The organism is Cryobacterium sp. 10S3, assembly GCF_034344045.1.
GTDB classification, from domain to species: Bacteria; Actinomycetota; Actinomycetes; order Actinomycetales; family Microbacteriaceae; genus Cryobacterium; species Cryobacterium glucosi.
In genome coordinates this window covers 2,766,442-2,791,754 of the sequence record NZ_CP133773.1, presented here as the reverse complement: position 1 = coordinate 2,791,754, position 25,313 = coordinate 2,766,442, and the positions used below count along the sequence as shown (strand labels likewise).

Genomic DNA, 25,313 nt, shown 5'->3' with positions numbered 1-25,313 from the left:
GGGCCGCGAGGCCTGGGGTCGTACAGCACGGACTCAGCTGCGGCGAGTGACCAGGTAGTCCAGCGCTGCGGTGTGGAGCTCGGCGTCGAAGCCGCGGGCGACCCCGTCGATCTCGACGATCGGCACGATCTGCCGCACGCTCGAGGCGAGCCAGACAGAGTCTGCGGCCTGCAGCTCGTCGGGAGTGACGGTGCGGTACTCGGTGGTCAGCCCGTTCGCCTCCGCGTACGCGAAGAAGGCGGCCTGTGCCGTGCCGGCCAGGATGCCCTGGTCGGTCGACGGCGTGACGAGGTGCCTGCCGAACTGCAGCACGGCTGTCGATGTCGGCCCTTCCAGGACGAACCCGTCGCTGCTGATGAAGATCACGTCGTCGGCTCCCCGGCGCTCCGCCTCACGGTAGACCGACTTGTTCACCGCGTAGGAGAGGGTCTTCGCTCCCTGCAGCAACCACGGGGACGTCTGGGCGACATCGTGGCGGTAACCGCGGTCCAGGGTGACCACCTTCAGGCCGTGGGTGCGCGCTTCGGTGAAGTCGGGTTCCGGGTCGACGAAGACCCAGCCCGTGCACCGGCCGGCGCCCTCGATGCCGCGGGTGAGCACGAGCTTGACCGACAGGCGTGGGTGGGTCGACGCTGCGATTCCCTGGCAGATGCCCTCGCGGTAGAGGTCGAGGCACGGAGCCGGCAGGTCGAGCAACCTGGCCGAATTGGACAGACGGGCCAGGTGCGGCTCGAGGGCCTGGCCGAAACCGTCGATGGCGTCGAGCGTTTCGAAGATGCCGTCGCCGCGGGTCACCGCGAGGTCGAGCACCGAGATCTGCGGGTCTGCCGGGTCGGCCCGACGGACCGAGGCCGCGAGCGCGGAGGCATCCGTTCCGGTCTGGGTCGGGTCGTCCAGCATGAACAGCACGCGGGCGTCCGCACCGTCTGTGGGCGAGGCGTCCGCGTTCGTCGCAACGGGATTCGTGTCTGCTGTGCTCATCGTTCTACTCCATAGTGATCGTGGCTGATCGTGTTCTCGGAAATCCAGTCGGGCAGCACCGCGTAGCCGAGACCCGGCCCGGTGGGAACGGTCACCATGCCGTCGAGTGCGGTGACCGGGGGGTCGATGATGTCCTTTGCGTAATACTTCTCCGACGCCGACACATCGGACGGGTAGCTGAAGTTGGGCAGCGACGACAGGGCGACGTTGGCCGCGCGCCCGATGCCGAACTCGTGCATCCCGCCGCACCACACCGGGATGCCCGCATCCCTCGCGAGATCGTGTGCGGCGCGGGCAACCGTGAGACCGCCCATCCGTGACACCTTGATGTTCAGGATCCGGCCGGCGCCGAGGCCGATCATCGTGCCGATGTCGTCGAGGTCCACGACCCCCTCGTCGAGGCAGATCGGGGTCTCCAGGGTGGCCTGGAGCCTGGCATGGGCGACGAAATTGCGGGGTGCGTACGGCTGTTCGATCATGCTGAGGCCGAATTCGTCGAGACCGCGCATCAGGGCCGTGGTTTCGTCGGTATCCGCGTAGATCCCGTTCGCGTCGACATGGACGTCCTGCTTCGGGAAGGCGGCGCGTACCGCCCGAACGGGACCGATGTCCCAGCCCGGCTTGATCTTGAGTTTCACCCGGCGGTAGCCGGCGTCGACATGGCGGCTGACCTCGGTGAGCAGGGCGTCGATGGAGGATTCGATGCCGAGGGAGACGCCCGCGGCGACCTCGGCGCGGGTGCCGCCCAGTGCCGCAGACAGCGGTTCGTCGCGCGCGCCGGAGTACAGGCTCCACGCGGCCATGTCGAAGCCGGCCTTGGCGAACTCGTGGCCGCGGATGCGTGCCCACGTCGTCGCCAGCTCGGCCGGCGTCTCCCACTCGTGCCCGATGATCGCGGGGACGATGTATTTCTTCGCGACGAGGAGCGCCGTGTCCACGGTCTCCGAGGAGTAGAAGGGGTCGCTCGCCGAGGCGATCTCGCCCCAGCCGACCGCGCCGGATTCGTCGGTGAGGCGCACCACGATGTGGTCGAGGTGGCTCTTGCGGTGAGAACTGGTCTCGAAACCGTGCACCAGCGGCAACCGGGTGACGAACAGGGAAACGCCCACTACCTTCATCGTGCTCCTTCGGTGCTGCGTTCGGTGCTGCGCTCGTCCATCGTTCACTCCACGTAACTGTTCAGGATCTGGTTCAGCTGCTCCCGCTCGGCGAACCTGCGCCGGGCTCCTTTGGCACTGGCAATACTCAAGGTACTCACCAGGTGGATGACGGCGGCGACCGCCGTGGGGGAGTCGGCGTACGAGGCGCTGCTGGTCGGCACGGTCACGGTTTCGGTGGCGAAGGCTGCGACCGGAGCATCGGGGGAGTCCGTGACGGCGATCACGGTTCCGCCGGCCTCGGCGAACCGTTCGGCGACGAGCACGCTCTGCCGCTGGTACCGGCGGAACGAGAACACGACGAGCACATCGGTCGGGCGGACGTCGCTGAGGACGTCGATCGAGCGGACGGCGGCTTCGTCGATAAGGAGCACCTGAGAGAGTCCTGCCGAGAGGTCCCAGGCGAACAGGGTCGCGTATGCGAATGACTTGCCCGCGCCGAGCACATACCGCCTGCGGGCGGCCACGATCCGGGCCGGCGCGCGAACGAGGGCATCGTCTTCCCCGAGGTGGGCGAAGGTCTCGGCAAGGTTCTTCTTTTCGCTCTCCACGATGCGCGCGCGCAAGACCGACGACGACGACCGCTTCTGCAGTCGTGCGGCGTACCGGTCCTCCGGGCTTGTGAGGGCCTCGTTCGCCTCTGTCAACGGGCTGCCTGGCGGATGCGCGGCGCGGCCTCCTGGGAGCTGGCCGCGACGAAGACGTATGCGGCGCTCGTGCCGTCAACCCGGACGCAGGATTCGGCGACGTAGCCGCGCTCGAACAGCTCGGTGAAGGTTTCGGCCACGGCGGCTCTCAATGCCTGGACGATGACGGGGGCGAGCGTCTTCGCGGGATTGTCGGACGGGATCGGCACGTGGATGACGTCGCCGTCGCCCACCGGCCGACCCCAGTGCCGGGGTAGCGTCGTTCCCAGTGCTGTGGGGTCCACGACGGGGAAGCCCGGGGGGATCGACGCCGCGGCGCGGGGCGGCGTGGCCGACTCGGTACCGGTGGCGCCCGAGAGCGCCCAGTCGACGATCAGGCGGTCGGAGAACGGCTCGTCGTAGTAGTTCGCGGTGAAGCGCACTCCGCAGGCGCCGAGCACGTCGAGGTTGAAGTGGGCATTGCGGGCAAGGGTCGGGTCGAACGCCCAGCGCATCGAGGTGAGTCCCTCTGCTCTCGCGATGATGGCCTGTTCCTGCTTCAGCAGGCGGCCCACTCCCTTGCCCTGCCAGGCGGGGTCGATGAACGCGGCCTGCGAGTACAGGTAGGGCGCCCCGGATTCGAAACCCACGAAGCCGTAGGCGAAACCGACGAGCTCGCCGGCGCCGTCCCGCGCGGCAACGGCCGCACCGCCGTTGCCCACGATTGCCGAGAGCAGCTTCGGGTTCAGGCTGTGATCGGCCGCGGTATAGCCGAACACCCGGGTATACAGCTCGCTGGCGTGGCTGAACTCGGCGCGTGACCGGGTGGATTCCACCGTGAGTTTCAGGTCACCCATGTTGTGTCGTTTCCCTGTCCTCGTCTTGTCGGAACACGATGTTCCAGAACCAATCTGACAATCATAAACAACTTATGTGTCGTATTCGTTTCGTAACTCTCAAGCAAATCCGCGAACTGGTCGAAGGATAGGTAACATATCTTCTACCTGTTCCGAGCCTGCCACCGCCTGAGGAGATGCCGTCATCACATCCACTGGACCCGTCATTCCGGACGCCTCCGCGCGGGCTCGTGCGCTGGCGACCCTCGAGCACTACGTGCTGCGCGAAACGCCGACCGGGGCGGGCGCGGCCATCACGGCGTTCGCGGATGCACTCGCCGCCCGCTATTCCGGACTCGGCGGCACGGTGGTGCTGCACCCGACTCCGGGAGGCCCCCACGTGGTCGCTGACTTCCCCGGGAGGGGCAGTGGCGTCGGCGCCGCTCCCGTTCTCCTGATCGGGCACTCCGACACGGTGTGGCCGGTCGGCACCCTCGCCGGCGACGTGCCGTGGACGAGCGATGGAATCCGCATCACCGGCCCAGGGGCCTACGACATGAAATCCGGCCTGGTGGTCATGGAAGAGGCCCTCGAGCTGCTCCGCGCCCTGGGCGATGCCGGTGCCGTGGACCACGTGCCGGTGCGGATCATCGTCACGGCAGACGAGGAAATCGGCTCCCCGACCTCTGGCGCGCTGCTCCTGGCCACGGCCGACGGCTGTTCTGCGGCGATCGGCTTCGAGTCGCCGCACCCCGACGGCGACCTCAAGGTCGGGCGTCTCGGCAGCACCCGCCTCGCTCTCGCCGTCTCCGGTGTTCCCGCCCACGCCGCCCTCGACCCCGAGAAGGGAGTCTCCGCGACGGAGGAGATCATCGACCAGTTGCTGCGGGTGCGCGACATCGCGGCCAGGGCCACGATCCGCGCCGAAGAACACCCGGCCGCCAAGGTGCTCTACAACCTCGGTTCCATCACAGCCCCCGGCCTGGCCAACGTCGTCGCGGACGACGCCGTGGCCGTCCTCGGCTTCCGCTTCTCCGATCCGGACATCGAAGGCGAAGTCCTCGACGAGATCGAGGCGCTGACTCCCGTCCGCCCGCGTGCGCAGGTGGCCGTCACCCGGCTGTCCTACCGCCCGGCCTGGCAGCCACGCGCCGCCGACCAGGCCCTGGCCGCCGTCATCTCGGGCTGCGACGCCGGGTTCGGCGACGGTGGTTCCGACAGGGCTCCACTCGGCGCTCGTCCAGCGGCCGGCGCCGCGGACACCAACCTGCTCGGCGCATCCGCTCTCGGTATCGTCGACGGTTTCGGACCCCGCGGCGGCGGTGCGCACGCCCGCAGCGAGCACATCATCATCGAGTCGCTCTGGGAGCGCATCCGCCTCCTCGCCGAGGTCCTCACCGTCATCCACCTGCCGCGCTGAGCAGTCTCGCCCGTCGCGGGTCGACGCGGCGGCCGATCGATCCTCTTTCGCGTGGTTCGGAGCGATGTCATACTCGCCTCGAACGGGGGTGCCGGAAACCGGCCGGATGAGGGGGCCAGCGGCGTTCGCGTCGGATTGCGGGTGACTCGATGAGTAAGTGGACGGCAATCGCGGTCCTCGGCAGTGCGCAGTTCGTCATGGTGCTCGACAGCACCGTCATGAACGTGTCGATCTCGACGGTTGTCACAGACCTGGACACCACGGTCGCGGCCATGCAGAGCGCGATCACGTTCTACACCCTCACGATGGCGGCGGTCATGCTGCTCGGCGCAAAGCTCGGCGACATCTGGAGCCGGCGGCGCGCGTTCGTGATCGGTGCGGTCGTCTACTCGTGCGGTTCCCTGTTGACGGCACTGAGCCCGAATTTCGCGGTGCTCTTCCTCGGCTGGTCGGTCATCGAAGGACTCGGCGCCGTGCTGGTGATCCCGGCCATCGCAGCTCTCGTCGCGGAGAACTACCGGGACAGGGACCGCGTGACCGCGTACGCGATCATCGGCGCCGTGTCCGGGGCCGCGGTCGCGGCCGGCCCCCTGATCGGAGGCTACGTCACGACCTACCTGAACTGGCGCTACGTCCTCGTGTCCGAGGTCGTGATCATGATCGGCGTCGTCCTCACGGCGCGCCTCATCTCCGACAGCAGCAGGCCGAGCAGCACCCGAATCGACGTCCCGAGCGTCCTGCTCTCGGCGGCGGGCCTCGTCCTCGTCGTGTACGGGATGTTGCAGAGCAAGACCTGGGGGTGGATCCTCCCGAAACAGGCTCCCGAGATCAACGGGACCCCGATCGAGCCCCTGGGCCTGTCCCTCGTGCCCTACCTGATCCTGCTGGGCGTCTTCCTCCTCTGGCTGTTCACCGGTCGCCAACGGCGACTGGGCGAGACGGGCCGCGCCCCGCTCCTCGACGTCGGGATGTTCTCGATCACGCAGCTGCGGGCCGGGCTCTCCGTGCTCGGTGCGCAGTACGCGTTCACGGCCGGGGTGTTCTTCATGATCCCGATCTACCTGCAGATGACCCTGGGGCTCAACGCGCTGGAAACCGGGCTGAAGATCTTCCCGCTGTCGATCGCGCTCATCCTCTTCTCTGTGGTGGGCACCCGGTTGTCGACGCTGTGGTCACCGCGCCGGATCGTGCGCGTCGGTCAGCTCGTCCTGGTAGGAAGCGCCGTATGCCTGCTCGGTTCCGTCTCCCTGGACCTGAAGAGCGTCGTGTTCGGCGTCGGGATGTTCACCGCGGGAGCTGCACTCGGCCTTCTCGCCTCGCAACTCGGAAACGTGAACATGTCCAGTGTCGGCGAGGAGAGGACGAGCGAGGTCGGCGGGCTTCAGGGAGTCTTCCAGAACCTCGGCTCGTCGCTCGGTACCGCTTTGATCGGATCGGTGCTGATCGCGTCGCTCTCGTCCTCGTTCCTGAGCTCGGTGGAGAGCAGCAGCCTTCCCGACTCCGCGAAAGCCGCGGTCAGCACGCAGACAGCGGCCGGTGTCGCCATCGTTCCCGTCTCGAGTGTGGCCGGCATCGCGACGGACGCGGGACTGTCGAGCTCCGACAGTGCCGAGTTGACCAGGATCTACAGCGAATCACAGGTGTCCTCCCTGCGGGTGTCCTTCTTCGCGCTGGTCCTCTTCGCCCTCGGATCCCTGGTGTTCTCCAGGAACATTCCGAACCAGACCGTCGCGAGGCGTCAGGGGAAGACCCCGGAGGCGCGGCAATCGCCGTGACCTGGCCCATTCCCGGCGGTGCCATTCCAGGCAGTGCCCATTCCAGAAGCGGCCGAACGACAGTATTTTGTCAGCGACGAGGGCATCACACGGGTGTCCCGGTATCCGAGGGAAGACGGCTCATGGATAATTTCTGGAACTTTGTCGGGTTCTTCTTCTGGTCCTTTGTCTTCCTCGCCTACCTGATGGTGCTCGTGACCGTCATCGGGGACCTGTTCAGCGACCATCAGGTCAGCGGCGGGGTCAAGGCCATCTGGATGGTCTTCCTGGTCTTCCTGCCTTTCCTCACCGCCCTCGTCTACCTGATCGCGCGGGGTTCCGGGATGTCCGAGCGCCAGGAGCAGCGCAGGAACCAGTACCGGGGCCAGACGGATCAATACATCAAGACCGTCGCGGGTTCGTCGCCGTCCACGGAAATCGCGGACGCGAAGAAGCTACTCGACTCCGGCGTCATCACCCAGGCCGAATACGAGCGGCTCAAGGCCCGCGCGCTGGGCTAGTCCTGCCCGGGGAGAAAACGACAGAAGAAAACGACAGAGAGGTCGTCCAGCATGGATGTCGTCCACCATGTATGAGGACAGGGCCGCGCTCGACAATGTCGTCGAGCACGCGACCGTGGAGGAGCGCAAGGCCAGGGGCAAGCGGGCCAGGGAGCAGACTCCCCGCGCCAGTCACTCGGGTTGGTCGCCGGCCGCTGACCGGCCAGACCCGGTCGCGCTGCTCGAGGAACAGAACCTCACCAGGGAGCAGGACCTGGTGCCGGTCCGGCACGGCCGGATGCTGGTATCGCCGTTCACGTTCTACCGGGGCGCGGCCAGGATCATGGCCGCCGACCTCAAGGACACCCCGAGGTCCGGGCTGATCGTGCAGCTCTGCGGTGACGCCCACCTGTCCAATTTCGGCCTGTTCGCCTCGCCAGAGCGCGCCCTGCTCTTCGACCTGAACGACTTCGACGAAACCCTGCCCGGCCCGTTCGAATACGACGTCCAGCGGATGTGCGCGAGTTTCACGATCGCGGCCCGCAACAACAGGTTCACGAGCTCCCAGGTCCACGACGTGACGCTCGCCTCGGTGCGGGCGTATCGCGAGGCGATGGCGGAATTCGCGAAGATGCGCACGATGGACGTCTGGTACGCCCGCATGACCGAGGACACGGTCTTGGCGACCCTCCAGGTCGCCGCGGGCAGGACGAGCGGAGACCGGACGGAGCGCAAGGCTGCGGTGAACGCGGAGAAGAGGACCAGGGCGATCGCCGAGAAGGCCCGCACCCGGGACAGCCTGCAGGCGCTGTCGAAGCTCGCGGAGTTCGTCGACGGGGAGTACCGCATCATCAGCCAGCCGCCGATCGTCATCCCCGTCCGGGAGCTGACGACGACAACGGGACTGTCGCCCGACGAGATCGAGGAATCGGTGCGGACGGCGTTCCGCTCCTACCGTGCCAATCTCCAGGACGATCGCCGCCAGCTGCTCGAACGTTTCGAACTCGTCGACGTTGCCCGTAAGGTCGTCGGCGTCGGGAGCGTCGGCACGCGCGCCTACATAGCGCTGCTCCAGGGGCGTGACCAGCAGGATCCCCTCTTTCTCCAGGTCAAGGAGGCCAGGGCCTCGGTGCTCGAGGACCACCTCGACACGAGCCGCTACGGACAACCCGGTGAGCGCGTCGTACAGGGACAACGGATGATGCAGGCCGCGAGCGACATCTACCTGGGCTGGACGAAAGGGGTGCAGCAGAACCGGTTCCTGTACTGGCGCCAGCTGCGCGACATGAAGGGGTCCGTCGTCGTGGAGAACATGGTGCCGTTCGGCATGACCCTCTATGCCGGACTGTGCGGCTGGACGCTCGCTCGCGCGCACGCACGCTCGGGTGACCCCGTCGCCATCGCCGCCTACCTCGGGAAGAGAGCTGAATTCGACACGGCGATCACTGATTTCTCGCTGCGCTACGCGGACCAGAACGACCGCGACTATGAGGCCTTCGCCGAGGCCGTCCGTTCCGGACGGCTGCCGTCCATCGCCGGCCTGTAGGAACGTCAATTCCGAACCAGCCGCGCAGCGCTGCAGCCTAAGATTCAGGAGGGTCATCCTCAGCGGCGTCCCGCTCGCCTGCCGAACTCCGGCAGCTGGCTGACGACTGGCCTCGAAGGACGACCCACCGATGTTGCACAAAACCAGCCTGCTCGCCGGGCTCACCGCCCTGGTCCTGCTTCCGCTCGCCCTCACAGGATGCTCGACGAACGGGAGCACCGCGACCGGATCGGACGCGGCATCCGCCGGGAAGACGACCATCGCGGTGGTCACCCACGGAAACCCGGGCGACGCGTTCTGGGACGTGGTCAAGAGTGGCGCAGAGCAGGCAGGCACCGACCTCGGCGCGACCGTGACGTACCAGGGCGACGGTGACCCCGTGCGTCAGAGCCAGCTGATCGATTCGGCCGTCGCGACGCATCCGGACGGACTAATCGTCTCGATGGCGAACCCCGACGGGGTCAAGGCGTCCGTCGAGAAGGCCGTGGCGGCCGGCATCCCGGTGATCACGATCAACTCGGGACTCGAGGAGTCCCTCGCCTTCGGCGCCCAGACCCACGTCGGCCAGAGCGAGTACGCCGCCGGACAGTCCGCGGGGGAGCGCCTCGCCAAGGCGGGAGCCACGAAGGTGATCTGCGTCATCCACGAGGCAGGCAACACGGGCCTCGAGGACCGCTGCCGGGGAGCCGCCGCCGGGCTCGGCAGCCCGGTCACGAACGTGCAGGTCGACATCGCCAACCTCGCGGACGCCCAGAACACGATCAAGAGCACGCTCCTGGCCGACCCGACGATCGACGGTGTGCTCAGCCTGAACCCGGGCATCGCCGTCGCCGCGAGCCAGGCCATCACCGACGCAGGCAGCCACGCGCAGCTCGCGACCTTCGACGTGTCCAAAGACGTGACGACGCTCATCGAGGCCGGCTCGATCCTGTTCGCGGTCGACCAGCAGCCATACTCCCAGGGCTACCTTCCGGTGGTGTTCCTCACCCTGCAGAAGCGCAACGGCGACGTCGTCGGCGGCGGCCAGCCGGTGTTCTCCGGCCCCGGGTTCGTCACGAAGGAGAACGCGGCGCAGGTCGCCACCTACGCGGCACACGGAACCCGATGACCGGGCTGCTCCGCCGCCCCGAGGTCGGGGCGTTCGTCGCCGCGTTCGGGATCTTCCTGTATTTCTCGATCTCGACATCCGCTTTTCTGACGCCGGCCGGCGTCGCAACCTGGCTGTATTCGTCGTCGCTGTTCGGGATCATGGCCGTCGCCGTGGCGCTCCTGATGATCGGCGGAGAGTTCGACCTCTCCGCGGGCGCGATGACGGGAACGACCGGCCTGATCGTCGGCATCGCGACGACGCAGTGGGGCCTGAACGTGTGGCTCGCCCTCGTGCTCGCGCTCGCCGCGGCCCTCCTCGTCGGGGCATTCAACGCGTGGCTCGTCACCTCGACCGGCCTGCCGAGTTTCATCGTGACCCTCGCAACCTTCTTCATCCTGCAGGGCCTGAACCTCGCCGTCACCAAACTGCTCACCGGGACCGTCGCGATCCAGGGCCTCGGAGCCGTCACCGGCTTCGACCAGGCCCGGGTGCTCTTCGGCTCCTCGTTCCCGCTGTTCGGCATGGACGTCAAGATCTCGATCGTCTGGTGGATCCTGCTGACCGCGCTCGCGACCTGGGTGCTGCTGCGCACCCGCTTCGGCAACTGGGTCTTCGCGGTCGGCGGCCAGGCCGCAAGCGCCCGCCAGGTCGGCGTGCCCGTGCGCCGGGTGAAGTTCGGGCTCTTCCTCACGACCGCAGGCGCCGCCTGGCTCGTCGGAATGCTCCAGCTCTTCGACGTATCGACCGTGCAGGCGACGACGGGCATCGGCCAGGAATTCGTCTACATCATCTGCGCCGTCGTCGGCGGCTGCCTGCTCACCGGCGGGTTCGGCTCCGCGATCGGCGCGTCCCTCGGCGCCCTCATCTACGGCATGGCGCTCCAGGGCATCGTCTTCGCCCAGTGGGACAGCAACTGGCTCAAGGCCTTCCTCGGCGGCATGCTGCTGCTCGCAGTACTCGTCAACCTCTGGGTGCGCCGCCAGGCCGGTGAGCGCTCATGACCGCGGCGGAGCCCCTGGGCGCGGCGGAGCCCCTGGGCGCGGCGGAGCCCCTGGGCACGGCGGCGGATGCCCGGACGCCTCTTCTCGAGGTCCGCGGTCTCGGCAAGAGCTACGGTTCGGTGCGTGCGCTGAGCGGGGTGACGGCCTCGATCGGAGCCGGCGAGGTGCTCTGCGTGCTCGGCGACAACGGCGCGGGCAAGTCCACACTGATCAAGGTCCTCGCCGGGGCACACGGGCACACCGAAGGCACCCTCCTCGCCCACGGCGTCGAACAACACTTCGGGAGCCCCCGTGACGCGCTCTCCCTCGGCATCGCGACGGTCTACCAGGACCTGGCCCTCGTGCCGCTGCTCCCGGTCTGGCGCAACTTCTTCCTCGGAGCGGAGGAGACGGTCGGCCGCGGGCCGTTCCGCCGCCTCGCCGTCGCCAGGATGCGGGCGACCACCCGGGACAGCCTTGCGACCCTGGGCATCACCCTCCGCGACGTCGACCAGCCGATCGGCACCCTCTCCGGCGGGGAACGCCAGGCCGTCGCGATCGCCCGCGCCGTGCACTTCGGCGCGAAACTCGTCATCCTCGACGAACCGACGTCCGCGCTCGGCGTCACCCAGGCCGGCCTCGTGCTGCGGTACATCGCGCGGGCCAGGGACAGCGGCCTCGGCATCGTGTTCATCACGCACAACCCGCACCATGCCTGGGCCGTCGGGGATCGGTTCCTCGTGCTCAACCGCGGCACGAGCCTCGGCGAGTTCGCGCGCGACGGGATCACGGTCGACGAGCTCACGAGGCTGATGGCCGGCGGCGAGGAGCTCGACGCGCTCGGTCCTGTGCTCGGCCGACCGGCATCCGCTGGGGACGCCCGCTGACCGAGGTGCGGGCCGACACCCCGGCCTCACACGCCTGTTCTACACTGGGGAATCGTCGTGCGGTGTGCAGCACCGCGTCCCGATCCGAGGAGCGAGCGTGACCGAGACCCCCGTTCCGCAGGGCGCAACCCAGGCCGCAGCGCAGTCCGCCGCCCAGGACGTGCTCGAGGCCGGATCGCGCACGGCGGAGGCGCGCACCCTCATCGACATCCTCTTCGCCACCGAAGCCAGGCACCCCAACGCCCTCGCGCTCGAAGACCAGTCCGGCACCGTCAGCTACCGCCAGCTCCGGCACCTCGTCGACGAGCAGGCCCTCGCCCTCAGCCAGGCCGGCGTGCGCCGCGGGGACACCGTCGGCATCCGCATCCCCTCCGGAACCCGCGAACTCTACGTGTCCATCCTCGCGACCCTGCGGGTCGGCGCCGCCTATGTCCCGGTCGACGCCGACGACCCAGAGGAACGCGCTCACCTGGTCTTCAGCGAGGCCCGCGTCGTCGGCGTGATCGGCCGCGGCGGCGTCTTCGAGTTCCGGCCGGCGGTGGACGACGTCATGCTCAGGCAGCGGATGCTGCCGCCAGAGGAGGACCTGACCCTCGCGCACACCCACCGCACCCTGCCCCGCGGCAGCGACGACGCCTGGGTGATCTTCACCTCCGGTTCGACGGGGGTGCCGAAGGGCGTCGCCGTCTCGCACCGCTCCGCGGCCGCGTTCGTCGACGCCGAGGCCGGACTGTTCCTCCGGGCCGACCCGATCGGCCCCGCCGACCGGGTGCTTGCGGGCCTTTCGGTCGCTTTCGACGCCTCCTGCGAGGAGATGTGGCTGGCCTGGCGGAACGGCGCCTGCCTCGTCTCCGCTCCCCGTTCGCTGGTGCGCAGCGGCGTCGACCTCGGCCCGTGGCTGATCGCGCACGGGATCACCATCGTGTCGACGGTGCCGACCCTCGCCGCCCTCTGGCCGGAGGAAGCCCTCGAACGGGTGCGCCTGCTCATTTTCGGCGGAGAAGCCTGCCCGCCCGAACTCGCCGACCGGTTGCAGGCCAGGGGCCGTGAGGTCTGGAACACCTACGGGCCGACCGAGGCGACCGTCGTCGCGTGCGCCGCGCTGCTCGACGGCAGCGCGCCGATCCGGATCGGCCTGCCCCTCGACGGCTGGGACCTCGCCGTCGTCGATTCCGCGGGCGCCCGCGTCGCCGAGGGCGAGACCGGGGAACTCATCATCGGGGGAGTGGGCCTCGCCCGCTACCTCGACCCGGCCAAGGACGCCGAGAAGTACGCCCCGCACGCCGGCCTCGGCTGGCCGCGCGCCTACCGGAGCGGCGACCTCGTGCGCTTCGAGGCGGCCGGCCTCGTCTTCGCCGGCCGCGCCGACGACCAGGTCAAGCTCGGCGGACGTCGCATCGAGCTCGGCGAGATCGAGGCAGCGCTGCGCACGCTGCCGGGCGTCGCCGGTGCCGCCGCTGTCGTGCAGCGCACCCCCGCCGGGAACCAGGTGCTCGTGGGCTACCTCGCACTCGTCGACGGGGCATCCGCCTTCGACCGCGGCCAGGCGACCGTGCGCCTGAGGGAGGAATTACCCGCCGCTCTCGTGCCGTTGCTCGCCGTCGTCGACGAGCTGCCCACGCGGGTCTCCGGCAAGGTCGACAAGGCTGCATTGCCCTGGCCGCTCCCGGCGACGGGCGACGACACGGATGCCGGCCTGCTGTCTCCGACGGCGGCCTGGCTCGCCGAGAAGTGGGCTGCCATCCTCGGGTCCACCGTCGAGGGTCCGGACGCCGACTTCTTCGCACACGGCGGTGGCTCGCTCACGGCCGCCCAGTTCGTCTCCGCGCTCCGCGAACGCTACCCGGACACCCGGGTCAACGACATCTACGACCACCCCCGCATCGGCGCTCTCGCCGACGAACTCGACTCCCGCACCCCCGCCGCGGTGGCCGCGGCGCGCACCGTGCTTCCGGTCCCGTTCCGCAGCCAGCTCCTGCAGACCCTGCTCGGCATCCCGCTGCACGCGCTCGTCGGCGCCCGCTGGCTCGTCTACCTCGCGGCGGCGAACAACCTGCTCGCCGCGGGCGGCGCCACGTTCGCGCCGACCCTGTCCTGGTGGTGGATCCTCACCGGATTCCTCGTCTTCGTCACCCCGCCCGGCAAGATGGCGCTCTCCGTGCTCGCGTCCCGGCTCCTCCTCCGCGGGGTGAAGCCGGGCGCCTACCCGCGGGCGGGGTCCGTGCACCTGCGGCTCTGGCTCGCCGAGCAGGTGTCCCTGCTCGTCGACGCCGTGAGCCTCGCCGGAGCGCCCTGGATCAGTTACTACGCCAGGGCCCTCGGCGCCCGCATCGAACCGGGCGTCGACCTGCACGCGCTCCCGCCCGTGACGGGGATGCTGTCCATCGGCGAGCGCGCCGCGATCGAACCAGAGAGCGACCTGTCCGGCTACTGGATCGACGGCGACGTGCTGCGCATCGGACGGGTGAAGATCGGCGCCGGCGCCACGATCGGCGCGCGCAGCACCCTCCTCGGCGGAGCGGTGATCGGCGAGGGCGCCGTGATCGAACCCGGCGCCGCCGTGTCCGGACACGTGCCGGAAGGCGAACGCTGGGCCGGCTCGCCCGCCACCCGGGTCGGGGCCGCCCGCGGAGCCTGGCCGGCCGAACACCCGCCACGCGGCCGGCGCTGGCTTGCGGCATACGCCCTCGGCGCGCTCGGCATGACCGCGATGCCCGCGGTCGCGGTGATTCTCGCCGCCCTCCTCGTCGGCGCCGCGATCGGCGACGCCGGCACCCTGGGCCTCGCGCTCGGCCGGGCCGCGCTGATGATGCCGCTCGCCGTGGTGGTCGCCGGGCTCGTGTACGCGCTGCTCGTCGTGCTCGCCGTACGGGTGCTCGGCGTCGGGCTCCGCGAGGGCTACTACCCGGTGCGCAGCCGGTTCGGCTGGCAGGTCTGGATGACCGAGCGCATCCTCGACGGCGCGCGCACTCTGCTCTTCCCCGTCTACGCGAGCCTGCTCACCCCGGTGTGGCTGCGCCTGCTCGGCGCGAAGGTCGGCGCGGGCGTCGAGGCGTCGACCGTGCTGCTCATCCCCGCGCTCACCACGATCGCGCCCGCAGCGTTCCTCGCCGACGACACGATGGTCGCCTGTTACGAACTCGGCGGCGGCTGGATGCACATCGGGCCCGCGAAGGTCGGCCGCCGTGCCTTCCTCGGCAACAGCGGCATGGCCGGCGCCGGCCGCACGGTGCCGCGCAACGGACTCGTCGCCGTGCTCTCGTCCACGCCGCGCAAGGCCAAGCGCGGGTCCTCGTGGCTCGGCAACCCGCCAGAGCGGCTGCGGCGGCTCGTGACGGATGTCGACGAGGCGCGCACGTTCCAGCCGTCCGCCCGTCTCCGCACGGCCCGTGCCTTCTGGGAGGTGCTGCGGATCGTGCCGGTTGTCGTGACCGGGCTGATCGCCCTCGGCGTGCTCGCCGCGCTCGACGCCCTCTGGCTCGGCCTCGGTCTCGGCTGGGCGATCCTGCTCGGCGGGATCGTGCTCCTCGCGGCCGGTGCCGTCGCCGCGGTCGTGACGAGCCTCGCCAAGTGGGCGCTCGTCGGGAGGATCTCCGTGAGCGAGCATCCGCTCTGGTCATCGTTCATCTGGCGCAACGAGGTCTCGGACACCTTCGTCGAGATGGTCGCCCGGCCGTGGTTCGCGGCGAAGGCCGCAGGGACCCCCGCCCTGTCGATGTTCCTGCGCACGATCGGGGCCCGGGTGGGCCGCGGCGTCTGGTGCGAGACATACTGGCTGCCGGAAGCGGACCTCGTGGCCCTCGGCGACGGGGTCACCGTGAACCGGGGCTGCGTCGTGCAGACTCACCTGTTCCACGACCGGATCATGCAGCTCGACCAGGTCGCGCTCGCCGAGGGTGCCACCCTCGGACCGCACAGCGTGATCCTGCCCGCCGCATCGGTGGATGCCGGAGCGACGGTCGGCCCCGCGTCTCTCGTGATGCGCGGCGAGCGGGTTCCTGCCGGGTCGGTCTGGTCAGGGAACCCGATCTCGCCGTGGCGCAGACTGCCGTGGACACCGTGAGCCCGCAGACCGGCGGGAAGAACGGCGCCGAAAAGGGCTCCGCAGGCAAGGGCTCCGCCGGCTCGCCCGGCAAGGTCGCCCTCAACCTCCCGACGACGATCGGCGCCGGCACGGCCGGCGATCCCTATCTGATCGGCGCGGGCAACGGCGGCTACCGGGCGCTGCACTACGACCTCGACCTGGACTACCGGGTCGCGACCAACCAGTTGCGCGCGACCGCGACGATCACCCTCGTGGCGACGATGCGCCTGGACCGGTTCAGCCTCGACTTCGACGGGCTGAGCGTCGACCGGGTCACGGTCAACGGCGCCCGGCCGCGCAAGTTCGTGCACACCGGACGCAAGCTCGTGGTGACCCCGCTGACGACGATGGAAGCCGGGGAACGGTTCGAGATCGCCGTGCGGTATCGCGGGGCGCCGCATCCGCTGCGGAGCATCTGGGGAGAGGTCGGCTGGGAGGAACTGCTCGACGGCGTGCTCGTCGCGGGCCAGCCGTGCGGGGCCGCGTCCTGGTTCCCCTGCAACGACCACCCGAGCAACAAGGCGACGTACCGGATCGCGGTGAGCTGCGAGGCGCCGTACACCGTGGTCTCGAACGGCACGCTCACCGCGAAGTCGACCCGTTCCGGCCACACCAGGTGGACCTTCGAGGTCGTCGAACCGATGGCGACCTACCTCGCCTCCGTGATGATCGGCCGGTACCGTTCGAGTGTGCTGCCGCCGGTTGCGGCGGGCGGCCCGGCCCCGGTGCCGATCATGCTGCACTTCCCGTCGAACCTCGCGCACAACGTCGGCGTCGACTTCGGCAGGCTCGGCGAGATGGTCTCGGTGTTCAGCACGACCTTCGGCCCCTACCCGTTCCCGGGGTACTCGGTCGTCGTGACGGATGACGTGCTCGAGATCCCGCTCGAGGCGCACGGCCTCGCCGTGTTCGGCCGCAACCACGTCGACGGCAACCATGGCAGCGACCGCCTGATCGCCCACGAGCTCGCGCACCAGTGGTTCGGCAACAGCCTCACCGCCGCCGCGTGGCGCGACATCTGGCTGCAGGAGGGTTTCGCCTGCTACGCGGAATGGATCTGGGGCGAACACGCCGGCGGACGCACCGCGGAGCAGAGCGCGGTGTTCCACCGCGGCAGGCTCGAGGCGCAACCGCAGGACCTCCTCATCGGCGATCCCGGCCCGCACAACATGTTCGACGACCGGGTCTACAAGCGCGGTGCGCTCGCCCTGCACGCCGTGCGGCGCTCCCTCGGCGACGCGGTGTTCTTCGACACCCTGCGCGCCTGGGCCCGCGCGAACCGGCACGGCCTCGTCTCGACGGATGCCTTTGTCGAGTTCGTCTCCATCCACACCGGGAGCGAGGAAATCCGCCGCATCATCGACCGCTGGATCTACCGGACCGCCCTCCCCAAGCTCTGACGTCGGGGGCGGCGAGCAGTCGGAGGGCCGGCTGAGACGCGGGGCCGGTTCCGGGACGGGCGAGCACGGCGACCCGGCCGACGAGCCCGAGACCGGCGCCGGGGTCGAAGCTCGCGAGGAGGATGCCGGCCAGGGCGACGCCGGCGCCGGGCCAGGAGGCGAGCGCCGGGCCGAACCCGGCCGTTGGGGCGGGGGCGAGGGTGAGGTCGCGCGGATCGACGCGGAGGCCGTCTCCGGTCGACTTCAGGATCGCCTCCTTCGCACACCAGATCCCGGCGAGGTCTGCGGCGTTCGCCGCCCGCTCGCGAGGAGACAGGGCGACGTCGGCGAGGGGGGAGCGGGCGACGGCGTCCACGCTTTCGACGTCGACGCCGACGGGCCCGGCGAAGCTCACCGCGACGGCGACGTGGCCGGACGCCCGGCTGAGGCTCAGGTGAACGGTCGGGTGCGGCGCAGACCCGGATGTCACGGCCGCGAGGGAGGGCACCCCGTGCTCGGCGCTCCCGCAGTGCGGGCAGCGGCGACAGACCCGCACGCTCGCGGGATCGAGGCCGAGCGCCCACGCGGCGGCCGCCGCCAGCACGGCTCGGTCGGCGGCATCCGTTGGTGAACGCGGCGCGACCATGACGATCACCTCGCCGATGGATTCCATGCACCAAGTGTGGCCGAACCCACGGCCGGTGGCACACTGGTAGCTGCACTCGAGGAGCACGACATGACACTGATTGACAACGCGGTCTACGTGGACGGTCGACGCCTCGCGACGCCCGCCTCCCTCGATGAGACCTATGCGACTCTGACCGAATGCGGCGGCTTCGCCTGGATCGGGATGTACCGGCCAGAAGAGGCTGAGCTGCGCTCCATCGCCGCGGAGTTCAACCTGCACCACCTGTCGGTCGAGGACGCGCTCAAGGGACACCAGCGTTCCAAGCTCGAACGGTTCGACGACATCCTCTTCGTGGTGCTCCGCCCGGCCCGGTACATCGACGCCGAGGAGCGGGTCGAATTCGGCGAACTGCACGTCTTCGTCGGGCCCGATTTCGTCGTGACCATCCGCCACGCCGAATCCCCGGACCTCGCGAAGGTGCGCGCACGGATGGAGTCGACGCCGAGGCTCCTGGCCCTCGGCCCTGAGGCGGTGCTCTACGCGATCTTCGACCAGCTCGTCGACGAATACGCGCCCGTGATCGCCGGCCTCGAGAACGACATCGACGAGATCGAGGACGAGATCTTCGACGGCGACCCCGAGGTCGCCCGGCGCATCTACGACCTGTCCCGCGAGGTGATCGAGTTCCAGCGGGCGACCCAGCCGCTGATCGGCATGCTCGAGGCCCTCAAGCGCGGCTTCGCGAAGTACAACGTCGAGGTCGAGCTGCACCACCACCTCGACGACGTGCTCGACCACGTGCTGCGGATCAACGAGCGCGGCTCGGCTTTCCGGCAGATCCTCGACAACGCGCTGATCGTGCACTCGACCCTCGTCACCCAGCGCCAGAACGACGAGACCCGGCGCCTCTCGGAGACGGGCCTGGCCCAGAGTGAAGAGGTCAAGAAGATCTCGAGCTGGGCGGCGATCCTGTTCGCCCCGACCCTCGTCGGAACCGTGTACGGGATGAACTTCGAGAACATGCCGGAGCTGCACTGGGAGTACGGCTACCCCTATGCCCTCGGGCTGATGGTCGCGGGCGGCTTCGTGCTCTGGCGCGTCTTCAAGAAGAACAACTGGCTGTAGCTGCTTCGGGCGCCCGCCGCGCAGATCAGAACCGATCGCCTGAGGCCCGAAGCGAAGGGTCAGGCCGGGACGCTCGCCGTCAGCAACCCGCCGAGGAACCGGGCGATCGCCCGGGCAGCCGGCAGCGGGGCGCTGGCCTCGACGGCGGGGTTGTAGTTCGTGTTCGTGTTGACGTCGTAGGTGACCCGGCGGCCGTCGGCGGTCTCGATGAACTCGATGCCGGCGATCTCGATGCCGTGGTCGGCGAGGAAGGCCTCGTACCGGGCGATCAGTGGGTCGCTGTCGAAGCCCTCGCGCAGGGCGAACGGCTCGACCGGTGCCGCGTCGTTTCCCGGGTCGATGACACACGCGTCTGCCGGACACAGTTCGAAACTACCCGCCGAGATGTCGACCCGGACCGCGTAGACGTAACGCCCGCCGACGAACTCGACCCGGGTGATGAAGGGCCGTTCCGCGGGCAGGTATTCCTGGAGCAGAGTGATGCCGTCGGCCGGCTCCTCGAAGAGCGGCGAGGCCAGGTAGGCGTCGAACTCCTCGAACGAGTCGAAGCGCCGCACGCCGAGTCCTTTGCCGCCCTGGTTGTGCTTCGTGATGAACGGCGTCGCGAATTCGCGGGAGCGCTCACGCAGGTCGTCACGACCGAACACGGCAACGGTCTTCGGAACGTCAAAGCCCGCCGCGCGCAGGGCGCGGTGTTGCTGCACCTTGCTCACCTCGAAGTTGATCGTGTCCCCGCCGTTGACGACGCGGCGTCCGGAGTCTTCGAGCCAGCGGAGATAGGCCCGGGTGTAGTCCTTCGAGTGCACGTTTCCGCGGCTGTGCGCCGAGGCGCTCATCCGCGACCAGTACACGCCCGGTGCGGGTTCGGCGTCGAGATCGATGGAGCCACGGGTCAGCAGGACCTCCTCCGCAGCGACGCCTTCTGCGGCGAAGGCCGCGGTGAACGGCGGCAGCCAGTCGGGGTTCTCGTGGAGGATGTACACGCGCGGCAGCTCAGTCATCACTCCAGCGTACGAACACGGCAGAGGCCGCGCGACCAGGGTCGTCTCCGTGGCAGGTTGTGACGGTGCGTGACCGGCGAGCACCGCGCTCGGGGACCCGGACAACCACCGTGCCGAGCACGAGCCAGCCGACTCGGACATCCAGTTGTTCGTCTCGCTGCTGTCGGGATCGCACGGTCCTGCAGGCGGTGAAAACCGGCACGACGGCGGAGACGCCCCAGGCGCGGGCCTCGTCGATCGCGGCACGGACGAGGGCCTCACCGGTCCCGGCGCCCTGCACCTCAGGGGCCCTAGCCCTCGTTCGCGGTGCCGGTCACGCCTGGGCGGCGCGCCAGGCGTCGACGTCCGCGCCGAGCGCGGCCTTCTCCGCCGGATCGAGGAACGAGGCTTCGATCCCGTTCCGGGCGAGGAGGGCGAGCCGGTCAGGCCCGAGTCCGAACTCGGCGTCGAGCGCCGCGAGGTTGTCGTCGATGTACCCGCCGAAGTACGCGGGGTCGTCCGAGTTGACCGTCGCGAGCAGGCCGAGGTCGAGCATCCGCACGATGGGGTGGTCGGCGAGCGTGTCGATCGCACGCAGCCGCACGTTCGAGAACGGGCAGACCGTGAGCGGCACCCGCTCGCGCACGAGCCGTTCGACGAGCGCGGGATCCTCGAGGCTGCGGATGCCGTGGTCGATCCGCTCCACCCCGAGCCGGTCGAGCGCGCTCCAGACGTACTCGGGCGGGCCCTCCTCGCCGGCGTGCGCGACCCGGCGCAGCCCGTTCGCCGCGGCGAGCGCGAAGACCTCCTCGAACAGTTCCGGAGGGTAGCCGACCTCCGCGGAGTCGAGTCCGACACCGTCGATCGTGTAGCCGCTCGCGAGAATCTCGCGGAGGATCTGCAGGGCCTCGTTCGCGGGCCGGTCGCGCAGGAACGTCACGATCAGTTTCGTCGAGATGCCGAAGTCCGGGACCGAGGTGCCGAGGGCATCCGCCACCCCGCCGAGCGCGGTCAGCAACGGGATGCCGCGGCTCGTGTGCGCCTGCGGGTCGAAGAAGATCTCGGCGTGCCGCACTCCCGCGTCAGCGGCCCGGCGGAGGTAGGCCCGGGTCAGGTCCGTGAAGTCGGCGGCTTGGCGCAGGACGTCGAGGTTGTGGTAGTACAGATTGAGGAAGGATTGCAGATCGGTGAACTCGTATTGCGCCCGCAACTCCGCCAGGGTCGCGAAAGGCAGGACGACGGCATTGCGTTCGGCCAGCTCGAAGATGAGCTCCGGTTCGAGAGTGCCCTCGATGTGCAGGTGGAGTTCGACCAGGGGGAGTTTCATTTCCCCATTCTCGCAAGCCCGGTCGGCTCCGATTCACCAGTGGTGTCCTCCTTCAGCGCACCGGCGGAAGCGCCCGCCAGCGCACGGTCCAGCACGACGGTCGGCAAACACGACAAATCCGCGGGTTTTCCCGCGAATCCCCGCGAAACCCGGGGAGCCTGCGGCCGAACGGTGTTTTCCGGACTTAGGGTGTCGGTGTGTGGCGCCTCGATAGAAAACAAGATGACGACGACATCCTGTCGACCAACCCGGATGCTCCGTCGGGTGAGCCGCGGAATGCGGTCTCCCCGCAGACCGTGAGCCTCGGGGATCCCTCGGTCGTCGCGGGAAACATCGCCGAGCCGGTCTGGAACCGATGGCGCACCGAACTCGCCGAGATCGGCGGGCGCTCGCCTCTGTTGCACTTCGCCGACGAGCCGCGCACCCGCATCGAACTGAGCCAGGCCCACCCCGGAGGACTCCCGCAGTTCATCACCGGGAAGTCCACCCTGCTCTCCAACCTCATCCGCGACGAACTCGCGCTGCGCAACGCCCGCCTCGCGGCCGGTGAGATCACCCAGAAGGGCATCGAACTGCGCTCCATGCGCGGCATCGAATCGGTGCACCTGGGCATCGGCCTCGCCGAATGGCGCTTCGGCGACGTCGACTTCCTCGGCCCGGTGCTGCTCCGCCCGCTCGCGATCCGCCGCTACGGCCGCGACTTCGAGCTGAAGCTCAAGGGCCAGCCGTTCCTGAATCCCGAACTCGGCCGCGCGCTGCACGAGCAGTTCCAGATCACCCTCGACGCCGACGCCTTCGTCGCGCTCGCCGTGACCAACGGCGCCTTCAAACCGCAGCCCGTGATCGACCGCCTCCGCGGCCTCACCTCGCACCTGCCCTGGTTCAACGTCACCCCGCGCCTCGTCGCATCGTCCTTCGCCGACGTCGGCCGGGCCATGAAGGCGGATGCCGCGCACCTCGAGCATCCGCTGCTCGACGCGATCGCGGGGAACCCGAGCGCCCGACAGGCCATCGAGGGCGCATACAACCCCGTCGTGCCGATCGGCCAGGACTCCCGGCCGCCCGCGACCGACGTGCTGCTGCTCGACGCAGACCCCGAACAGGAGAACGTCGTCGCGCAGATCGCGGCAGGGAACTCCCTCGTCGTCAAGACCCTGCCCGGTACCGGAGGCACCCAGACGATCGTCAACGCGATCGGCTCCCTGATCTCCCAGCACAAGCGTGTCCTCGTCGTGAGCGCCCGCCGCTCGAGCCTCGACGGCATCAACCAGCGCCTCACCCAGGTCGGCCTCCCCGGCGTCGCCGTCACCCCACGGCTGCTGCGCCGCGACCTGATCGCCTCGATCACCCGCAACGAGAAGGCCGTCCAGCCGATGGTCGGCGACGTCGACGACGCCCTCGTGCGGCTCCGCAAGGTGCTGCTCGACTACCGCGGCGCCCTCACCCGGCGCGACCCTGCCCTCGGCGTCTCCGTGCTCGACGCCCTCGGCGAACTCGCGAGGCTCGCCCAGCTGTCCTCCCCGCCGTCGACGACCGCCCGGCTCGAGCGGCACGCGCTCGAGCGCCTCGCCCAGAACCGGGCGACCGCGGCGCAGACGCTGATCAAGGCGGCCGCGCTCGGCCAGTTCCGTTACGGTCCAGGCGACTCGCCCTGGTACGGGGCGTCCTTCGCGGTGCCGGCCGAGGCATCCGCTGCCCACCAGCTCGCCAAGCGGGTCAACCAGGTCGAGCTGCCGCGCCTGCTCGAGCGTGCCGCCGGCCTCGTCGGCCAGACCCGGCTGCGGCCCTTCGAAACCATCGCAGAGCTCGGCGTGTACCTGCGGCTGCTGCTCGACATCCGCGACACCCTCGACAAGTTCCAGCCGGCCGTGTTCGACCGTTCGCTCACCGAGCTCATCTCGGCGACCTCCGCCCGCCGCGACTCTCCGGACATGACCGGCACCAGCCGCCGGCGCCTGCGCCGCCTCGCCGAGGAATACCTGCGGCCGGGCGTGCACGTCACCGACCTGAACGACAGCCTCCGCCGGATCCAGCAGCAGCGCACCCTCTGGCAGCGCTACGTCGTCGCCGGCGTCATGCCGGAGGTGCCCGTCGGGATCTCCGACGTCCACGTCGCCTTCCAGCGCGTCTCCGAGGACCTCGCGGCTCTCGACATCCCACTGCGCAACACCGGCACGAACCGGCAGCTCGCGATGCGCCCGGTCAAGGAACTGATCTACACGATCTCCGGCCTCGCCGCCGAGAGCGAGGTGCTCGCCAACCTGCACGAGCGCACCGCGCTGCTCGCAACGCTGCGCGAACACAACCTCGACCCCCTGATGACCGACCTCGCGAAGCGGCACGTCTCAGAGGAGAACGTCGCCAACGAACTCGAGCTCGCCTGGTGGCAGTCCGTGCTCGAGACCATGCTCGGTGCCGACAAGGCGCTCCTGAACGCGAACACCCAGGTGCTCGACCGGCTCGAGGCCGACTTCCGTCTCGTCGACGAGGCCCACGCGTCGACGACCGGGCAGCGCCTCGGCTGGCTCCTCGCCGAAACCTGGAAGATCGGCATCGTCGACTGGCCCGAGGAGGCCGACCGCCTTCGCCGCCTGCTGCGCGCCGACCGCGCGACCCCGTCCCGCCTGAACAAGGCGGCCCCGCACCTCGGCCGCGTGCTCGCCCCGGTCTGGCTCGCCTCGCCGTACGAGGTCTCCAAGCTCGACGACCAGCACTTCGACGCCGTGCTCCTCGTCGACGCCGGCGCGACGACCCTCGCCGAGAACGTCGGCGCCATCCGTCGCGGCAAGCAGATCGTGGCCTTCGGCGACCCCGTCACCCAGACGCCGTCGCCGTTCGAGACCGGTATCACGGATGCCGGCGGCGGCACGAACGCCAACGCGCGCGTCAGCCGCGTCAGCCTCGCAGACCGCGCAGAGCGCGAAACCAACGTCGACGCCCTGCACGCGGACTCCGCCCTCGCCCGCCTCGGCGAACTGCTGCCCACCCTCACCCTGACCCGCAGTTACCGGGCCGGCGGCAAAGACCTCACCGAACTCGTCAACCACCGCTTCTACGGTGGCCGCATCGACTCCCTCCCGTGGGCAGGCAGCTACCTCGGTCACGGCAGCCTCACCCTGAACTACGTCGCGGGCGGCCACGGCATGCCCGACGCCGACAGCGGAGCCGTCGAGAGCGTCGACGCCGAGGTCACGAAGGTCGTCGACCTCGTGCTCGACCACGCCGTCAAGCGCCCGCGCGAATCGCTCATGGTGATCACCGCGAGCGCACGCCACGCCGTTCGCGTGCACCAGGCGGTGCTTTCCGCCTTCTCCAAGCGCACAGACCTGGCCGACTTCATCCTCAAGGACCGGGCCGAACCGTTCACCGTGCTCACCCTCGAACAGGCCGTCGCCCAGAGCCGCGACCGGGTGATCTTCTCGATCGGCTACGGCCGCACCCCGCACGGACGCCTGCTGACCAACTTCGGCTCGCTCGGCGAACCCGGCGGCGACCGCCTGCTCGCGATCGGCATGACCCGGGCCCGCCGCGCCATGGACATCGTCTCCTGCTTCCGCCCCGCCGACATCGACGAGGACCGCCAGCGCCACGGCATCCTCGCCCTCGCCCAGGTGCTCACCGAGACCGAAGCCAGGCACAACGAGGCGCAGGTCCCCGATGCCACCGAGCCGATGCTCGTCGACCTCGCCCAGCGCCTCGAACGCCTCGGCGTCACCGTGACGCTCGGCCATCGCGGCAAGCTCGCCCTCGCGGGCTCGCACGCCGGTCGAGCCGTCGTCGTCGAAACGGATGCCGTCGTCGACCGGGCGAGCCTGCGCGAGTCGCTGAGGCTCCGTCCAGAGGTGCTGCGGCGACTCGGCTGGCACTACCTGCGGGTGCACTCCTTCGAACTGTTCAGCAACCCGGACGCCGTCGCCACCCGCGTCGCCGGCCTCGTCGGCGTCACACCCCCCACGCCGCCGGCAGCTCAGTACCCGCACGCGTGACGGACGGCGCCCGCGCCCTCGTGACTG

Annotated in this window: 19 protein-coding genes; 11 read left to right on the top strand and 8 right to left on the bottom strand. The window is 69.6% G+C overall.

The features are described 5' to 3' along the window. Positions 1 to 33: 33 nt before the first annotated feature. From RHM57_RS12945 to RHM57_RS12930, 4 genes are read right to left on the bottom strand one after another with little or no spacing between them, the layout of a single operon-like run. Positions 34 to 981 (bottom strand): aminodeoxychorismate lyase, encoded by a 948-nt coding sequence (locus tag RHM57_RS12945; RefSeq protein WP_322188284.1) that lies wholly within the window; start codon positions 979 to 981, stop codon positions 34 to 36. Then, positions 978 to 2,099 carry an o-succinylbenzoate synthase gene (gene menC / locus RHM57_RS12940; RefSeq protein ID WP_322188282.1) on the bottom strand — a complete coding sequence of 374 codons (1,122 nt, stop codon included), beginning with the start codon at positions 2,097 to 2,099 and terminating at the stop codon, positions 978 to 980. Before menC ends, RHM57_RS12945 begins: the two co-directional genes overlap by 4 nt. A 44-nt stretch (positions 2,100 to 2,143) precedes the next feature. Further along, positions 2,144 to 2,785, bottom strand: coding sequence for a MurR/RpiR family transcriptional regulator (locus RHM57_RS12935; protein ID WP_322140951.1), 642 nt, complete (start codon positions 2,783 to 2,785; stop codon positions 2,144 to 2,146). Beyond that, on the bottom strand, positions 2,782 to 3,621 hold the full coding sequence (locus RHM57_RS12930) for a GNAT family N-acetyltransferase (RefSeq protein ID WP_322140950.1): 840 nt from the start codon (positions 3,619 to 3,621) through the stop codon (positions 2,782 to 2,784). The genes RHM57_RS12935 and RHM57_RS12930 overlap by 4 nt, the downstream gene beginning before the upstream one ends. Positions 3,622 to 3,877: 256 nt before the next feature. Here RHM57_RS12930 and RHM57_RS12925 point away from each other — a divergent pair, with 256 nt between their 5' ends. The 9 genes from RHM57_RS12925 (at position 3,878) to RHM57_RS12885 (ending at position 17,261) form a co-directional block, all read left to right on the top strand. Next, positions 3,878 to 5,020 carry a M20/M25/M40 family metallo-hydrolase gene (locus RHM57_RS12925; protein WP_322135249.1) on the top strand — a complete coding sequence of 381 codons (1,143 nt, stop codon included), beginning with the start codon at positions 3,878 to 3,880 and terminating at the stop codon, positions 5,018 to 5,020. 149 nt (positions 5,021 to 5,169) lie between these two features. Further along, complete coding sequence (locus tag RHM57_RS12920; RefSeq protein ID WP_322188280.1) at positions 5,170 to 6,795, top strand: MFS transporter; 1,626 nt, start codon at positions 5,170 to 5,172, stop codon at positions 6,793 to 6,795. Between the two features lie 122 nt (positions 6,796 to 6,917). Then, the gene (locus tag RHM57_RS12915; RefSeq protein WP_322135251.1) at positions 6,918 to 7,295 is read left to right on the top strand and encodes an SHOCT domain-containing protein; all 378 of its coding nucleotides are present in this window, start codon (positions 6,918 to 6,920) and stop codon (positions 7,293 to 7,295) included. 67 nt (positions 7,296 to 7,362) lie between these two features. Beyond that, complete coding sequence (locus RHM57_RS12910; RefSeq protein ID WP_322188278.1) at positions 7,363 to 8,820, top strand: DUF2252 domain-containing protein; 1,458 nt, start codon at positions 7,363 to 7,365, stop codon at positions 8,818 to 8,820. Between the two features lie 130 nt (positions 8,821 to 8,950). Beyond that, positions 8,951 to 9,928 carry a sugar ABC transporter substrate-binding protein gene (locus RHM57_RS12905; RefSeq protein WP_134449317.1) on the top strand — a complete coding sequence of 326 codons (978 nt, stop codon included), beginning with the start codon at positions 8,951 to 8,953 and terminating at the stop codon, positions 9,926 to 9,928. Further along, entirely contained in the window at positions 9,925 to 10,911 is a 987-nt protein-coding gene (locus RHM57_RS12900) for an ABC transporter permease (protein WP_134449318.1), read from the top strand. Before RHM57_RS12905 ends, RHM57_RS12900 begins: the two co-directional genes overlap by 4 nt. Further along, positions 10,908 to 11,777: an ATP-binding cassette domain-containing protein gene (locus RHM57_RS12895; RefSeq protein WP_322188276.1), complete on the top strand. Its 870-nt coding sequence runs from the start codon at positions 10,908 to 10,910 to the stop codon at positions 11,775 to 11,777. The genes RHM57_RS12900 and RHM57_RS12895 overlap by 4 nt, the downstream gene beginning before the upstream one ends. A gap of 97 nt (positions 11,778 to 11,874) precedes the next feature. After that, positions 11,875 to 15,840, top strand: a complete 3,966-nt coding sequence (locus tag RHM57_RS12890; RefSeq protein WP_416172953.1) for a Pls/PosA family non-ribosomal peptide synthetase — start codon at positions 11,875 to 11,877, stop codon at positions 15,838 to 15,840. Further along, complete coding sequence (locus tag RHM57_RS12885; protein ID WP_322188274.1) at positions 15,837 to 17,261, top strand: M1 family metallopeptidase; 1,425 nt, start codon at positions 15,837 to 15,839, stop codon at positions 17,259 to 17,261. Before RHM57_RS12890 ends, RHM57_RS12885 begins: the two co-directional genes overlap by 4 nt. Here RHM57_RS12885 and RHM57_RS12880 read toward each other — a convergent pair. Then, entirely contained in the window at positions 17,218 to 17,913 is a 696-nt protein-coding gene (locus RHM57_RS12880; RefSeq protein WP_322140949.1) for a 4'-phosphopantetheinyl transferase family protein, read from the bottom strand. The genes RHM57_RS12885 and RHM57_RS12880 overlap by 44 nt on opposite strands. Positions 17,914 to 17,976: 63 nt before the next feature. Here RHM57_RS12880 and RHM57_RS12875 point away from each other — a divergent pair, with 63 nt between their 5' ends. After that, positions 17,977 to 18,993 carry a magnesium and cobalt transport protein CorA gene (locus tag RHM57_RS12875; protein WP_134558253.1) on the top strand — a complete coding sequence of 339 codons (1,017 nt, stop codon included), beginning with the start codon at positions 17,977 to 17,979 and terminating at the stop codon, positions 18,991 to 18,993. Between the two features lie 59 nt (positions 18,994 to 19,052). Here RHM57_RS12875 and RHM57_RS12870 read toward each other — a convergent pair whose 3' ends face one another. From RHM57_RS12870 to RHM57_RS12860, 3 genes are read right to left on the bottom strand one after another with little or no spacing between them, the layout of a single operon-like run. Then, positions 19,053 to 19,994 (bottom strand): alpha-L-glutamate ligase, encoded by a 942-nt coding sequence (locus RHM57_RS12870; protein WP_322135256.1) that lies wholly within the window; start codon positions 19,992 to 19,994, stop codon positions 19,053 to 19,055. Further along, positions 19,987 to 20,274: a hypothetical protein gene (locus tag RHM57_RS12865; RefSeq protein WP_322135257.1), complete on the bottom strand. Its 288-nt coding sequence runs from the start codon at positions 20,272 to 20,274 to the stop codon at positions 19,987 to 19,989. The genes RHM57_RS12870 and RHM57_RS12865 overlap by 8 nt, the downstream gene beginning before the upstream one ends. Positions 20,275 to 20,307: 33 nt before the next feature. After that, positions 20,308 to 21,300, bottom strand: a complete 993-nt coding sequence (locus tag RHM57_RS12860) for an adenosine deaminase (RefSeq protein ID WP_322135258.1) — start codon at positions 21,298 to 21,300, stop codon at positions 20,308 to 20,310. Positions 21,301 to 21,497: 197 nt separating this feature from the next. On the opposite strand from RHM57_RS12860, the gene RHM57_RS12855 reads away from it, so the two are divergent. Then, positions 21,498 to 25,286, top strand: coding sequence for an AAA family ATPase (locus tag RHM57_RS12855; protein ID WP_322188271.1), 3,789 nt, complete (start codon positions 21,498 to 21,500; stop codon positions 25,284 to 25,286). Positions 25,287 to 25,313: the final 27 nt, after the last annotated feature.